This window comes from Streptomyces sp. IBSBF 3136 (assembly GCF_036815105.1).
Taxonomy (GTDB): Bacteria; Actinomycetota; Actinomycetes; order Streptomycetales; family Streptomycetaceae; genus Streptomyces.
In genome coordinates, this window is the sequence record NZ_JAJSZC010000201.1 from 1 (window position 1) to 14327 (window position 14327).

The 14327-nt window shown below is 71.9% G+C and carries 12 protein-coding genes; 6 read left to right on the forward strand and 6 right to left on the reverse strand.

Annotated elements, in window-relative coordinates; translation table 11 throughout:
* Positions 1 to 204 precede the first annotated feature (204 nt).
* From V7E45_RS31415 to V7E45_RS31435, 5 genes are all read right to left on the reverse strand, one after another.
* Positions 205 to 1032 (reverse strand): carbohydrate ABC transporter permease, encoded by an 828-nt coding sequence (locus V7E45_RS31415; protein ID WP_333777622.1) that lies wholly within the window; start codon positions 1030 to 1032, stop codon positions 205 to 207.
* An 8-nt stretch (positions 1033 to 1040) separates the two neighbouring features.
* A complete protein-coding gene (locus tag V7E45_RS31420) occupies positions 1041 to 1904 on the reverse strand; it encodes a carbohydrate ABC transporter permease (RefSeq protein WP_333777623.1) in 864 nt (287 codons plus the stop codon).
* Positions 1901 to 3268, reverse strand: coding sequence for an extracellular solute-binding protein (locus V7E45_RS31425; protein WP_443056301.1), 1368 nt, complete (start codon positions 3266 to 3268; stop codon positions 1901 to 1903). Before V7E45_RS31425 ends, V7E45_RS31420 begins: the two co-directional genes overlap by 4 nt.
* Before the next feature lie 343 nt (positions 3269 to 3611).
* On the reverse strand, positions 3612 to 4304 hold the full coding sequence (locus tag V7E45_RS31430; protein WP_333777625.1) for a response regulator: 693 nt from the start codon (positions 4302 to 4304) through the stop codon (positions 3612 to 3614).
* Complete coding sequence (locus V7E45_RS31435) at positions 4301 to 5929, reverse strand: sensor histidine kinase (protein ID WP_333777626.1); 1629 nt, start codon at positions 5927 to 5929, stop codon at positions 4301 to 4303. Before V7E45_RS31435 ends, V7E45_RS31430 begins: the two co-directional genes overlap by 4 nt.
* A 118-nt stretch (positions 5930 to 6047) precedes the next feature.
* Here V7E45_RS31435 and V7E45_RS31440 point away from each other — a divergent pair, with 118 nt between their 5' ends.
* Positions 6048 to 7466 (forward strand): cation:dicarboxylate symporter family transporter, encoded by a 1419-nt coding sequence (locus V7E45_RS31440; RefSeq protein ID WP_333777633.1) that lies wholly within the window; start codon positions 6048 to 6050, stop codon positions 7464 to 7466.
* A gap of 154 nt (positions 7467 to 7620) precedes the next feature.
* On the opposite strand, the gene V7E45_RS31445 is transcribed toward V7E45_RS31440, so the two are convergent.
* Positions 7621 to 8244, reverse strand: coding sequence for a TetR/AcrR family transcriptional regulator (locus V7E45_RS31445; RefSeq protein WP_333777627.1), 624 nt, complete (start codon positions 8242 to 8244; stop codon positions 7621 to 7623).
* A gap of 116 nt (positions 8245 to 8360) precedes the next feature.
* Between V7E45_RS31445 and V7E45_RS31450 the strand changes: the two genes are divergently transcribed.
* The 5 genes from V7E45_RS31450 to V7E45_RS31470 all read left to right on the forward strand — a co-directional run bounded on the left by V7E45_RS31450 (position 8361) and on the right by V7E45_RS31470 (position 14177).
* Positions 8361 to 10034 (forward strand): MFS transporter, encoded by a 1674-nt coding sequence (locus V7E45_RS31450; protein WP_333777628.1) that lies wholly within the window; start codon positions 8361 to 8363, stop codon positions 10032 to 10034.
* A gap of 94 nt (positions 10035 to 10128) precedes the next feature.
* Positions 10129 to 10896, forward strand: a complete 768-nt coding sequence (locus tag V7E45_RS31455) for a DUF2127 domain-containing protein (RefSeq protein WP_333777629.1) — start codon at positions 10129 to 10131, stop codon at positions 10894 to 10896.
* 123 nt (positions 10897 to 11019) lie between these two features.
* Entirely contained in the window at positions 11020 to 11448 is a 429-nt protein-coding gene (locus tag V7E45_RS31460; protein ID WP_333777630.1) for a MerR family transcriptional regulator, read from the forward strand.
* Positions 11445 to 11777, forward strand: coding sequence for a thioredoxin (gene trxA, locus V7E45_RS31465; RefSeq protein ID WP_333777631.1), 333 nt, complete (start codon positions 11445 to 11447; stop codon positions 11775 to 11777). The genes V7E45_RS31460 and trxA overlap by 4 nt, the downstream gene beginning before the upstream one ends.
* Positions 11778 to 11948: 171 nt before the next feature.
* Positions 11949 to 14177, forward strand: a complete 2229-nt coding sequence (locus V7E45_RS31470; protein WP_333777632.1) for a HelD family protein — start codon at positions 11949 to 11951, stop codon at positions 14175 to 14177.
* The last annotated feature ends 150 nt before the right edge of the window (positions 14178 to 14327 follow it).

A 14327-nucleotide genomic window follows, 5' to 3' on the forward strand; every position in this document is an offset into this window, starting at 1 on the left:
GCGTTGAACGGGGGAGGGGTGGAGGGTCGGTGCACCCGGCACAAGGTAGGGGCGCCGTCACGCCCTGGCTACGGTCCGTTCGGACAGGATCACCGGTTGTAGGAACGTACGGTTCCGGCCGTTCGGTACGTACCGTCCGTTCGGGACGTGACGGGCGCATCGCCGCCGATCGCCCCGCGAGCCGCCGCGCCCCTCGTGGCCGGCTCACCCCTTGACCGCTCCGCCCAGCGCGAACCCGCCGCCCAGCTTCCGCGCGATCAGCACGTACAGCAGGATCACCGGCGTCGAGTAGACGACCGAGAACGCGGCGAGCTGCCCGTACGCCACCATGCCCCGGTTGCCGAAGAAGTCGTTGATGCTGACCGAGGCCGGCATCAGGTCCGGGCTGAGCAGCAGCATGAAGGGGACGAAGAAGTTCCCCCACATCATCACGAACGAGAAGACGGTGACGACGGCGAGGCCCGGGCCCATCAGCGGCAGCACGATCCGGGTCAGGGACTGCCACGCCGAGGCCCCGTCCGTCCAGGCCGCCTCCTCCAGCTCCTTCGGCACCCCGTCCATGAAGTTCTTCGTCAGCCAGATGGCGAAGGGGAGCTGGGAGGCGGCGAAGAAGAGGATCGTGCCCTGGAGGGTGTCGATCAGGTTCACCCGCACGAACAGGGCGTACACCGGGACCATGATCGCGGTGATCGGCAGGCTGGTCGCGAACAGGATCGTCAGCAGGAACGGCCGGTTGAGCCGGGACCGGAACCGGGACAGCGGATACGCGGCGAGCGCCGCGCACACGACCGTCAGCGCGGTGGCCCCGCCGCATAGGACGAGGCTGTTGAGCAGCGGGGTGTAGGTGATGTCGGGGGTGAGGACCGCGTCGAAGTTGGCCGACGTCAGTCCGTCGGGTGCCTTGACCCGCAGGTCGGCGTGCGGGTCCACCGAGGCCAGCAGCACCCAGGCGAGGGGCAGCGCGAAGGCGAGGGCGACGACGAGCAGCCCGGCGTCGGCTGCCAGGCGGCGGGAGGGGCGGTTGCGGGGCATGGCCGGCCTCACACCTCCGTGCGCAGCAGGCGCAGGTAGACGACCGAGAACAGGGAGCCCACCAGCAGCAGGAGCAGCGCGACGGCCGTGCCGTAGCCGATCATGCTGTTCTGGAACGCCTGCTCGTACATGAACAGGGGCAGGGTCTGGCTCCGGTCGCCCGGGCCGCCCCTGGTCATCACCCAGATCAGCCCGAACACGGAGAGCGTCTGGAGGGTGTTGAGCATGAGGTTGGTGCCGATGGACCTGCGGATCATCGGCAGCGTGATGTGCCACATGCGCCGCCAGCCGCCGGCCCCGTCCACCTCGGCCGCCTCGGTGATCTCGCCCGGTATCCCGTCGAGCGCGGCGGAGTACACGAGCATCGAGAAGGCCGTGCCGCGCCAGACGTTGGCGAACGACACGGCCAGGATGGGCAGCGTGAACAGCCAGTTCTGGGCGGGCAGATGGAGGTGCGCCAGGATGGCGTTCAGGGTGCCCTCGCGCCGGAAGAAGGCGTAGAGCAGGAACCCGGCGACGACCTCCGGCAGCACCCAGGCGGTGATCACGACCGCGCCGGTGAGCGTCCGCACGGGCCTGGACGCGCGCATCATCAGCGCGGCGAGGGCCAGCCCCAGGGTGTTCTGCCCGACGAGCGAGGACAGCACCGTGAACACCAGCGTCAGCCACACCGCGTTCAGGAACGCGTCGTCGTGGAAGGCCCTGCGGAAGTTGTCGAGGCCGACGAAGGAGGAGTGGGCCTGGCCGGTCAGCTGGAGGTCGGTGAAGGCGATGTACGCGCAGTAGGCGATGGGGCCGGCCAGGAAGAGGATGAGCAGGACCAGGGCGGGGGCGAGGGGGAGGGCCCTCGCCACCCGGGGCCGCCCGCTCACCTGCGGATCACTCGGTCGCCGGTGACGTCCTTGAGGGTGGCGTCGTACCCGCTCGCCGCGCTGTCGACGGACCGGTCGCCGGTCGTCACACCCTCCATGGCCTCCTGGACGGCGGTCGACACCCTCGGGTACGCGGGGTAGGCGGGCCGGTAGTGGGTGCTGGCGACGAGAGCGGTGAAGAACTTGATGCCGGGCTGGGCGCCGACGTACGCCGGGTCGCTCGCCACGTCCTCACGTACCGCGATACCGGAGTTGGCGACGTACCACGTGCGGGCGTTCGCCTCGGTCTGCATCGTCCGGATGAAGTCGAAGGCGAGGTCCGGGTGGCCGGCCCTGGCCGGGACGGCCCAGGTCCAGCCGCCGGACATGCTGACCCTGCCCGGGGCCTGACCGTGCTGCGTGGGCATGTACGCCAGCCCGAGCCGCTTGGACCAGTCCGGCCACTCGTGCCCGCCGCCCGGCAGCCAGTCCTGCGGCAGCCAGGAGCCGTCCAGGGCGATGCCGAGCTTGCCCTGCGGGAGGAGTTCACCGCGGACGGCGGTGCTGAAGTTCGGGTCGAGGGCGTCGGAGACGTCGGGGCCCAGCTTCTCCTTGAAGACGCGCTCCACGAAGGCGAGGGAGTCCTTGAAACCCTGGCTGCCGACCACCCACTTCTTGCGGGCGGCGTCGTAGAGCGGGTCCGTCCGACCGTCGTCGGTGCCGTACAGCAGCATCTCGAAGGTCTGCATGGTGGCTGCCTCGCCGGCCGGCTTGCCGGTGTAGACGTTGAGGGGCGTGACACCGGGCACCCTCCGCTTGATGGTGCGGGCGGCGGCGAGGATGTCGTCCCAGGTCCTCGGCTGCCAGTCGGCCGGCAGCCCGGCCTTCCTGAACACCCGCCGGTCGAACCAGAGTCCGCGGGTGTCCGTCCCGTCCGGGACGCCGTACGTCTTCCCGTCCTGACCCTTCGCCGCGTTCCTGGCGGTGCCGATGAACTGCTTCCAGTCCGGCCACTTGGCGAGGTAGGGGTCGAGGGGCCGCAGGTACCCGCTGGTGATGTCCGAGTTGATGAGGAAGGTGTCCTCGTACACCAGGTCCGGGGCGGTCCGCGGGGAGCGCAGCATCTGCTGGAGCTTGGTGTAGTACTCCGAGTCCGGCGCCTTGATGGGCACGAACTCCACCTTCTTGCCGGGGTACTTCTTCTCGAACTGCTGCTTGATGCCGGCGAGGTAGGTGTCCATCACCTTGACGGAGTTGTCGGTGGACTGCTTGAAGGACACCTTCAGCGTGTCGGGACTGCTGCCGGACCCGGCACCACAGGCGCTGAGGGTCGTCGCGGCGAGGGCGAGGGCGATGAGAGTGGCGGCGGTGGGGCGCACGGGCACTACCTCCTACGGGCTCACTTCGGAGTGGCGTTTCGTGGAGATCGCTGCCGTGTGAACGTATGAGGAGTGGTCTGGTCAGGTCAATGCGTCGGCGGCGGATCGGCCGGACCGCCGGCGGCCGCCGGCCTGTTTCCCGACGACGGGGCCGTGGAAGGTCCCGCCCCGGAAGTCGACGTGGTCTCCCCGTACGTACCGTGGGGCCCCTTCCCGGAGCCGGCGGGACCCGCGGCCCCGTGGCGTGCCCCGGACCACCAGGGCGTCCACACCCTCCGGATGGGCCGCGTGGGCCGCGCGCGAGCCCTCCGGTGAGCGAGCACGCCGGGCCCGAGGTCCGGCGACGCCCTCACCGCCCCTGCGGCACCCACCGGTACACCAGTTCCGGCCGCCCCACCTGGCCGTACAGCGGGGTCCGGGCCGCGCGGGTCGCGTCCACCAGGTGTTCCAGATAGCGGCGGGCGGTGATGCGGGAGATGCCCACCGCCTCGGCCACGCCGGCCGCCGTGAGGCCGTCGGGGGCCCCGCGGAGGGTGGCGGTGACGCGTTCCAGCGTGGGGGCGCTCAGGCCCTTGGGCAGGGCGGCGGGGGAGGGGGCGCGGAGCACCGCCAAGGCCCGGTCCACCTCGTCCTGTCCGCTCGCCTCGCCCACCGCGGCCTGGAACTCGGCGTACCGCACCAGGCGGTCCCGCAGGGTCGCGAAGGTGAACGGCTTGAGCACGTACTGGACGACGCCCAGCGAGACGCCCTCGCGCACCACCGTCAGGTCACGCGCCGACGTCACCGCTATCACGTCCGCGTGATGCCCCGCCGCCCGCAGCGACCGCGCCAGTTGCAGCCCGTGCACGTCCGGCAGGTGCAGGTCGAGCAGCAGCAGGTCCACCGGCGTCCGGTCGAGGACCCGCCGCGCCTCCGCCCCGCTGTGCGCCTTGCCGACCGCCACGAACCCCGGCACCCGGCCGACGTACATCACGTGCGCGTCGGCGGCCACCGGATCGTCCTCCACCACCAGGACCCTGATCGCCTGCCGTTCGCCGGTCATCCGCCGTTCCCCACCGCCGCGGGCAGCGGCAACCGCACCTCGAACACCGCTCCGCCCTCTCCGTCCGCCGCGGACTCCGCCACCGTCAGGCTCCCGTCGAGCCGGGTGACCGCCTGCCGGACCAGGGCCAGGCCCAGGCCCCGCCCGCCCGGTCCGGCCGGTTTCGTCGAGAACCCCCGCTGGAACACCAGGTCGGCGTGGGCGGGGTCGACACCGGGTCCGGTGTCCGAGACGCGCAGCACCAGTTCGGACCCGGCGGCGTACGCCGTCACCGTCACCCGCGCGCCCACGCTGCCCTGCGCCGCGTCCACCGCGTTGTCGATCAGGTTGCCGAGGACCGTCACCAGGTCCCGGGCGGAGAGTTCGGCCGGCAGCAGGCCGTCGTCGAGCCGGCTGTCCGGGGACACCACCAGCTCCACGCCCCGCTCGTTGGCCTGCGCCGTCTTGCCCAGCAGCAGGGCGGCCAGGACCGGCTCGCTCACCGCCGCCACCACCTGGTCGGTGAGCGCCTGCGCCAGCTCCAGCTCGGCCGTGGCGAAGTCCACCGCCTCGTCGGCGCGGCCCAGCTCGATCAGCGAGACCACCGTGTGCAGCCGGTTGGCGGCCTCGTGCGCCTGCGAGCGCAGGGCCTGGGTGAAGCCGCGCTCCGAGTCCAGCTCGCCCATCAGCGACTGGAGTTCGGTCACGTCGCGCAAGGTGACGACCGTGCCCCTGCGTTCGCCGCCGGACACCGGTGAGGTGTTGACCGCCAGCACGCGTGACGCCGTCAGGTGCACCTCGTCGACCCGTGGCTCGGCCGACAGCAGTGCGCCGGTCAGCGGGGCCGGCAGGCCCAGCTCGGCCACCGACCGGCCGATCACGTCCACCTCCTCGCCCACCCCGAGCAGTACCCGGCCGCCGTCGTTGATCAGCGCCACCCGGTACTGCCCGTCCAGCATCAGCAGTCCCTCGCGCACCGCGTGCAGGGCCGCCTGGTGGTAGTCGTGCATCCGGCTCAGCTCGGTGGCGTTCATGCCGTGGGTGTGGCGGCGCAGCCGGGCGTTGATCACGTAGGTGCCGACCGCGCCCAGCAGGAGCGCCCCGCCGGCCACCCCCAGCAGCGCGGTGACCTGGCCCCGGACCCGGGCGCTGATCGCCTCGACCTTGATGCCGGCGCTGACCATGCCGATCACCCGCCCGTTCTCCTCCACCGGGGTCACCGCGCGGACGGACGCGCCGAGGGTGCCGGTGTACGTCTCGGTGAAGGTGCGGCCGTGCCGGGCCGGGTCGATCCGGCCGATGAAGTGCCTGCCGATCTGCTTCTCGTCGGGGTGGGTCCAGCGGATGCCGGACGGGTTCATGATCGTCACGAAGTCGACGTCGGTGTCCCGCATGACTCGCATCGCGTACGGCTGGAGCTCCCGGGTCGGGTCGGTGGTGTGGATCGCCGCGCCGACCGTCGGGGAGTCCGCGATCGAGCGGGCCACGGCGGTCGCGTGCAGGGCGGACGCGTCCACCGCCTGCCGCTCGTCGCTGACGTAGGTGAACAGCGCGTACCCGGCCACGACCACCGCTATGAGCACCGCCTGCATGGCGAAGAGCTGGCCCGCGAGGCTGCGGGGGCGGGGGAGGGGCGGGAAGCGCATGCCACGAGTGTGCCTCGCCGTTCGTGCGTGAACTAAATGAACGGAAGGGTGACCGCCCTCACAGGCCGGGAGATAGTCAGGCATCCCCATCCGCCCGGACGTGAGCCGCACGCCGGTGATGCCGACGAAGACGTCAAGGAGGGCAGCCGTGGCCGCCAGCACCCCCGATACGGCACCTGCCGCACCCCGCGTGAAGCGGGACCGGACCCATTACCTGTACATCGCCGTCATCGTGGCGGTCGCGCTCGGCATCGCCGTGGGGCTGATCTGGCCCGATGCCGCGGTCGAGCTGAAGCCGCTGGGCACCGGCTTCGTGAACCTGATCAAGATGATGATCTCGCCGATCATCTTCTGCACCATCGTGCTCGGCATCGGGTCCGTGCGGAAGGCCGCGAAGGTCGGTGCCGTCGGCGGCATCGCGCTCGGCTACTTCCTGGTGATGTCGCTCGTGGCGCTCGCCATCGGGCTCGTGGTCGGCAACGTGCTGCACCCGGGCGACGGGCTGCACCTGACCGACGCGCTCAAGCAGACCGGGCACGCCCAGGTCTCCAGCGACGCGCTGCCGCCGGTCGACTTCGTGCTGTCGATCATCCCGGTCACGTTCGTCTCCGCCTTCACCGAGGGCCAGGTCCTCCAGACGCTGCTGGTGGCGCTGCTCGCCGGCTTCGCGCTCCAGGCCATGGGCTCCGCCGGGCAGCCGGTGCTCCGCGGCATCGAGCACATCCAGCGCCTCGTCTTCCGCATCCTGGCGATGGTCATGTGGGCCGCGCCGATCGGTGCCTTCGGTGCCATCGCGGCGGTGGTCGGCTCGGCCGGTCTGGACGCGCTGAAGAGTCTCGCCGTGCTGATGCTCGGCTTCTACGTCACCTGTTTCCTGTTCGTCTTCATCGTGCTGGGCGCGCTGCTGCGGGTCGTCGCGGGACTGAACGTCCTCTCGCTGTTCAAGTACCTCGCCCGTGAGTTCCTGCTGATCCTGTCGACCTCCTCCTCCGAGTCCGCGCTGCCGCGGCTGATCGCGAAGATGGAGCACCTCGGTGTCAGCAAGCCGGTCGTCGGCATCACCGTGCCGACCGGCTACTCCTTCAACCTCGACGGCACCATGATCTACATGACCATGGCCTCGCTCTACATCGCGGACGCCCTGGGCACGCCGATGTCCGTCGGCGAGCAGATCCCGCTGCTGCTCTTCCTGCTGCTGGCCTCCAAGGGCGCGGCGGGCGTCAGCGGTGCGGGGCTCGCCACGCTGGCCGGCGGCCTGCAGTCGCACAAGCCCGCGCTGGTGGACGGCGTCGGCCTCATCGTCGGCATCGACCGCTTCATGAGCGAGGCCCGCGCGCTGACCAACTTCGCGGGCAACGCGGTCGCCACCGTCCTGATCGGCACCTGGACCAAGGAGATCGACAAGGCCCGGGTCCGGCAGGTGCTCGCCGGGGAGCTGCCGTTCGACGAGACGACGCTGCTGGACGACCACCGCGGCACCGTCACCGAACTGCCCGAGCCGCGCGAGGACGGCGAGAAGGAGCTGGCCAAGGCGTAGCCCCCGCAGAACTCCGGACGTCCGGCTCCGCCTGAACCGGGGCCGGGCGTCCGGTCACCGCCGCCGGGCGGCCGAGTCCTCCCCGCGTGGACCCGACCGCCCGGTTTCCGGCTTTTCCGGGGGCGTGGGCATCGCGGGGAGGCGCGCGGAGGCCCTAGGCCTCCCCGGTCAGCCTCGCCACCAGCCCCGTGGCCGCGGCGGCGGGCACGCCCGCCGCGGTCAGGACCGTGACCGTGGCCGAGTGGCCCGCCTCCTCGGGCGGCACCAGGCCGTCGTTCACCGCCTCCATCACCGCGAACAGCAGCTGCTCGTGCACGTACGCGAGGGCAGGTGCCGGCAGCGGGGAGGTGAAGACACCCTCGTCCAGGCCGCGCCGCAGCACCTGGATCTTGTTCTCGCGCAGCGGCGCCAGGCGGTCGCGGATGCCCTGCACGGTGACCGTGCGCTGGGCCAGCGCGACCAGCAGCCGGTAGCGGTCGGCGATCGCCCAGATCGCGAGCACCGACCGGGCCACCGCCTCCGCCGGGTCCGCCACCCCGGCGCGTGACCCCGCGTCCGCCTCCGTCAGCGCCTCCACCGCTCCGTCGACGAGGGTGCTGATCAGCGCCTCACGGCTGGGGAAATGGCCGTACACGGTCCGCCGTACGACCCCCGCGGCGCGGGCGATCTGGTCCATGGAGGCGTCGGGGTCGCGCAGCAGCTCGGCGAGGGCGACGTCGAGGATGCGGCGCCGATTGGCGTCGGCGCGGCTGGTGTTACCCGTGGTCATGACCGTCATTGTGCACTCCCCTCCTCGACTTGCACAGCGCTGTGCAACGACGTACATTGCACATGGCTGTGCAATTGCACGGCGCTGTGCAAGTTTGTCGCGTACCGAGGAAGGCGATCCCTGCCATGCGACTCGTCATGAAGGAACCGGTCGACAGCACGGGGCACCCCTACGCCCGCCGCTGGTGGGCGCTCCTGGTGCTCTGCCTGAGCCTGCTGATCATCGTGATGGCCAACACCGCCCTCACCGTCGCCGCCCCCGACATGACCCGGGACCTCGGGCTGTCCAGCGCCGACCTGCAGTGGGTCATCGACGGCTACACCGTCCCCTACGCGGCGCTGATGCTGCTGCTCGGCGCGATCGGCGACAAGTACAGCCGGCGCGGGGCGCTCGTGCTCGGTCTCGTCGTCTTCGGCGGCGGCGCCGTCCTCGGCTACCTGGCCGGCAGCGCCACGACCGTCATCGCCGCCCGCGCCGTGATGGGCGTCGGCGCCGCGCTGATCATGCCCGCCACGCTCTCCCTGCTCGCCGCGACCTTCCCGCGCGCCGAGCGCGCCAAGGCGATCACCCTGTGGACCGCCACCGCCGGCCTCGCCATCGCCGCCGGGCCGGTGGTCGCGGGTGCCCTGCTGCGCGACCACGGCTGGTCCTCGACCTTCCTGATCAACGTGCCGGTCGCCGCCGTCGCCATCGTGGGCGCCCTGGTCCTCGTACCGCCCTCCCGGGCCGGGCACCACGACCGCATCGACTACGTCGGCGGCCTGCTCTCCGTGCTCTGGACCGGCTCGCTCGTCTACATGATCATCGAGGGACCGCACTTCGGCTGGGGCGCCAAGGCCGTGACCGCCGCGGTCGTCGCGGCCGCGGGCCTGGCCGCCTTCGTCCTGTGGGAGCTGCGCCACCCCCGCCCGATCCTCGACGTCCGCCGCTTCACCGACCGCCGCTTCGCCGGCTCCAACCTCGCCGTCGCCCTGTTCTTCCTCGCCGTCTTCGGCGCCTTCTACTACCTCACGCAGCACCTCCAGTTCGTCCTCGGCTACGACGCCCTGGAGACCGGCGTGCGCATGCTGCCGCTGGCCGGCGCGGTCTTCGTGGGCTCGGCCCTCACCGGCTGGCTCACCCCGCGCGTCGGCATGAAGTGGACGGTCGGCGCGGGCATGGTCGGCGGTACGACGGCCCTGGCGCTGCTGACCCGGGTGGACGCCGGCTCGGGCTACGGCGACTTCGTGGCGCCCCTCGTCATCCTGGGCCTCGCCATCGGTCTCGCCCTGTCGCCCTGCACCGACGCGATCATGGGCTCCTTCCCGGAGTCCGAGCTGGGCGTCGGCGGCGCGGTCAACGACACCTCACTGGAGCTGGGCGGCTCGCTCGGCATCGCCATCCTCGGCTCGCTGCTCGGCACCTCCTACGGCGACCGCCTCACCGACGCCACCGCCGGCAGCGGACTCCCGGCGAGCGCCCTGGCCACCGCCCGGGACTCGGTCGGCGCCGGGTACGCGGTCGCCCAGGGCATCGGGGACAAGGCGCACCAGGCGGCGGCCCGCGCCGCGGCCGCCAAGGACCCGCAGCAGGCCGCGCAGCTCAAGCAGCAGGCCGCCGAACTGGCGGGCAGCGCCCGGCAGATGGCCGACGCGGTCGGTTCCTCGTTCGCCCACGCGGTCGCCCACACCAGCCTGGTCGGCGCGGTGATCCTGGGCGTCGGCACCGTCCTGGTGGCCGTCCTGCTCCCGCGCCGTGCGAGCGCGGCCCCGCGGGCGGAGGAAGAGCAGAGGGAACTCGTGGACAGCGCGGCCGGCTGACCACTCCCTGCCCGCGTCGGCTAACGTGCCGCTCCGGATCGACCGGAACGGCACGTCGGCGTACGGCGTCCGTACGCTTAGGGAGGCACGGGGGATGAAGATCGACTGGGACCGGCGGACGTGTGCGCGCAAGGGGCATGTGACCTACGCGCCCGACGACCCGCGGCTGCGGGTGCGCCTGCACGCCCGGACCGCGCTCGGCGACGTGTGGCGCTGCCTGCGCTGCGGCGACTTCGTGCTCGGCGAGCCGCACGGCTCAGGACCGGCCGAGGAGGCGCCGCTGGTGCCGCGCGGCAAGGTGCTGCGGGACCTGTTCATCCTGCGCTTCCTGGCGATCGAGCGGGCCGTGCGCGGGGTGTTCATCGTGCTGGTCGCCTTCGCGGTGTGGAGGTTCAGCAACAGCCAGGACGCGGTGCGCCGGCTGTTCCAGGAGAACCTGAACGTCTTCCGCCCGGTGTTCCGGCACTTCCACTACGACCTCGACCACTCACCGGTCGTCGGCTCCATCCAGAGGGCGTTCGGCTACAAGCACTCCACACTGCTGCTGGTCGCCGCCCTGCTGCTGGCCTACGCGCTCATCGAGCTGGTCGAGGCGGTCGGCCTCTGGTACGCCAAGCGCTGGGCGGAGTACCTGACGGTGATCGCCACCGCCGCCTTCCTCCCGCTGGAGATCTACGAACTCACCGAGAAGGTCAGCTACCTGAAGATCGCCACGCTCGTCCTCAACATCCTGGCGGTCCTCTACATCGCCCTGGCCAAGCGCCTGTTCGGGCTCCGGGGCGGGCGCAGGGCCTTCGACGAGGAGCGGCACAGCGCGTCCCTGCTGGAGGTGGAGGAGTCGGCCGGGGTCGAGGCCGGCTGACCCGGGGAGACCGGCGGGCGCCCGCCCCGCCGGACCACCGGACACCCCTCGCCGGACCTCCGGACGCCCCCGTCGGACCGGGGGCTTGCCTTGACGCCGACGTCAACGCCTACCGTCGGGGACATGCGAATCGGCGAGCTGGCCGCACGGGCCGGGACCACCACCCGCACCCTGCGCTACTACGAGGCGCGGGGGCTGCTGCCCGCCCGGCGCGACGACAAGGGACACCGCACCTACGACGAGGGCCACCTCAGACTGCTGCGCCAGATCCGGACGCTGCAGGACTTCGGCTTCGACCTGGAGGAGACCCGCCCGTTCGTGGAGTGCCTGCGGGCCGGGCACCCGGAGGGTGACTCCTGCCCGGCCTCGCTCCTGGTCTACCGGCGCAAGCTGGACGAGCTGGACGCGCTCATCGGGCAGCTCACGCAGGTGCGGCGGACGGTCGCGGGGGAGCTGGAGCGGGCCGAACGGGCGCGGGACGCGCTGGCCGCCGAGTCGCTGGTTCCGGGCGGTCCGGAACCCGGGTGCGAACTGGGAGGGCTGACGCGATGAGCTTGGTGAGCGGACTGGCCGAGGTGACGGACGCGGACTTCGAGGCGGAGGTGATCGGCTCCGCACTGCCGGTGCTGGTGCAGTTCACCGCCGACTGGTGCGGGCCGTGCCGGCAACTGGCACCGGTGCTGAAGGACATCGCCGCCGAGGAGGGCGGGAGGCTGAAGATCGTCCAGCTGGACGTCGACCGCAATCCCGGGACGACCGTCGCCTACGGCGTGCTGTCCACCCCGACCCTCATGGTCTTCCAGAACGGTGAGCCGGTGCGGTCGATGGTCGGGGCGCGGCCCAAGCGACGGCTGCTGGAGGAGCTGTCCGACCTGCTGTAAGCCGGTCCCAGAACGCGGAAAATCCCCTGAGCAATTGCGCTCGGGGGATTTCTGTGCGTATATTCAGGAGTTCGCGACTTCAATTCGAAAATGGTCGCGGAAGAAGTCCAGTGACCACAGTCTATCCGGGCGGGAGCGGAATTGTCAAACAGCGAATTTCCAGACGATGAATTGCGTCACGAGCAGGAATTCATCGACGGACTGTACGCGCGGGTGGACGTGCTGCGCGGCGAGACCGAGACCTCGGTCGCGGACGCGCTCGCCCAGGGCGACAAGCCCATGCAGGCCCGGCTGGAACGGGACATCCTGGTCGCCGAGCGCTCCGGGCTGCTCGCCGCGCTGAACGCCGTCGACGGCTCGCTCTGCTTCGGCCGGATCGACCTCGCCGACGGCGCGGTCCACCACATCGGCCGGATCGGGCTGCGCGAGGACGACGCGCGGCGCACCCCGGTCCTCGTCGACTGGCGGGCGGACGTCGCCCGCCCCTTCTACCTGGCCACCGGTCACACCCCGATGGGCCTGCGCCGCCGCCGGCACATCGCCACCGAGGACCGCACGGTGACCTCCCTGCACGACGAGATCCTCGACCTCGGCGACGCCACCCGCACCGGCCACGAGGACCCCACCGGGGACGCCGTGCTGCTGGCCGCGCTCGACTCCGCGCGCACCGGCCGGATGAGCGACATCGTGCGGACCATCCAGGCCGAGCAGGACGAGATCATCCGGGCGCCGCACCGCGGGGTGCTGGTCGTCGAGGGCGGTCCCGGCACCGGCAAGACCGCGGTCGCCCTGCACCGGGCGGCCTACCTGCTCTACGAGCACCGGGAGCTGCTGGCCCGCCGCGCGGTGCTCATCGTCGGCCCCAACCCGGCCTTCCTCGGCTACATCGGCGAGGTGCTGCCCTCCCTGGGCGAGACCGGGGTGCTGCTGGCCACGGTCGGCGAGCTGTTCCCGGGGGTGCGGGCGACGGCGGCCGACAGCAGGGAGGCGGCCGCGGTCAAGGGCCGCGCCGACATGGCGGACGTCCTCGCCGAGGTCGTGCGCGGCTGGCAGTCGCTGCCCGATCCGGTCATCGCGATCGAGCACGACCGCGAGATACTGATGCTCGACGACGGCCTGGTGAAGGTCGCCCGCGAACGCGCCCGGGCCGCCCGGCTGCCGCACAACGAGGCCAGGGAGCACTTCGAGGGCCACATCCTCAACACCCTGACCGACATGCTCGCCGAACGCATCGGCACCGACCCGTACGACGGGACGAACCTGCTCGACCCGAGCGACATCACCCAGATCCGCGACGAGCTCGCCGAGAACCCCGAGGTCTGGGCCGCCATCGACCAGCTCTGGCCGCGCCTGACACCGCAGCGCCTGGTCGCGGACTTCCTCGCCGACCCCGTGGGTCACCTCCCCGACGAGGACGCGGCCGCCATCCGCCGCCCGGTGACCCGGGAGTGGACCGTGTCGGACGTGCCGCTGCTCGACGAGGCGGCCGAACTGCTCGGCGTGGACGAGCGGGTGGCGCGGGCGCGGGCCGAGCGGGAACGCGAGACGCAGGTGGCCTACGCGCAGGGCGTGCTCGACGTCTCCTACGCCTCGCGCACCTACGAGTTCGATGACAAGGAGGACGGCGACCCGGACGGCTCGGAGGTCCTCTCCGCCCACGACATCATCGACGCCGAGCGGTTCGCCGAGCGGCAGGAGGAGGCCGACCACCGCAGCGCCGCCGAGCGGGCCGCGGCCGACCGCACCTGGGCGTTCGGGCACATCATCGTCGACGAGGCGCAGGAGTTGTCGCCGATGGCCTGGCGGCTGCTGATGCGGCGCAGCCCGACCCGCTCGCTGACCCTGGTCGGCGACCCGGCGCAGACGGCCGAGGCCGCGGGCGTCGGCTCCTGGGCCGAGATCCTCGAACCGTACGTCGGGGACCGCTGGGAGCACACCCGGCTCGGCGTCAACTACCGCACCCCGGCCGAGATCATGGAGCTGGCGGCGGCCGTCGTACGCGCCCGGCACCCCGGCTTCGAACCGCCCAGCTCGGTCCGCTCCACCGGGGTGCGGCCCTGGGTCCGCGCCACCGACGACCTGCCCGGCGCCGTCGCCGGGGCGGTCGCGGAGCTGACCCCCGCCGAGGGCCGGCTCGCGGTCATCGCCCCACGCCATCTGCACCGCAGGCTGGCCGCCCGCCTCGACGGCGTCACGGCCGGCGCCGAGCCGGACCTGACGCGCACGGTCGTGCTGCTCGACCCGCGCCAGGCCAAGGGACTGGAGTTCGACTCGGTCCTGGTGGTGGAGCCGGCCCGCTACGGCACGAGCGACCTGTACGTGGCGCTGACCCGGGCCACCCAGCGGCTGGGGGTGCTGCACACGGGCACGCTGCCGGCGGGCCTGGCAGCCACGGAGTGAGGTGAGCGGGCCCGGAGCCACGGCCCCGGGCCCTGTCTCTTATAAACAAATACGAGCCCACGAGACACTTGTTATCATCTCGGTTGGCGTCTTCTGCTTTTAATTGGGGGGGGGGGGGGGGGGGGGGGGGGGGGGGGGGGGGGGGGGGGG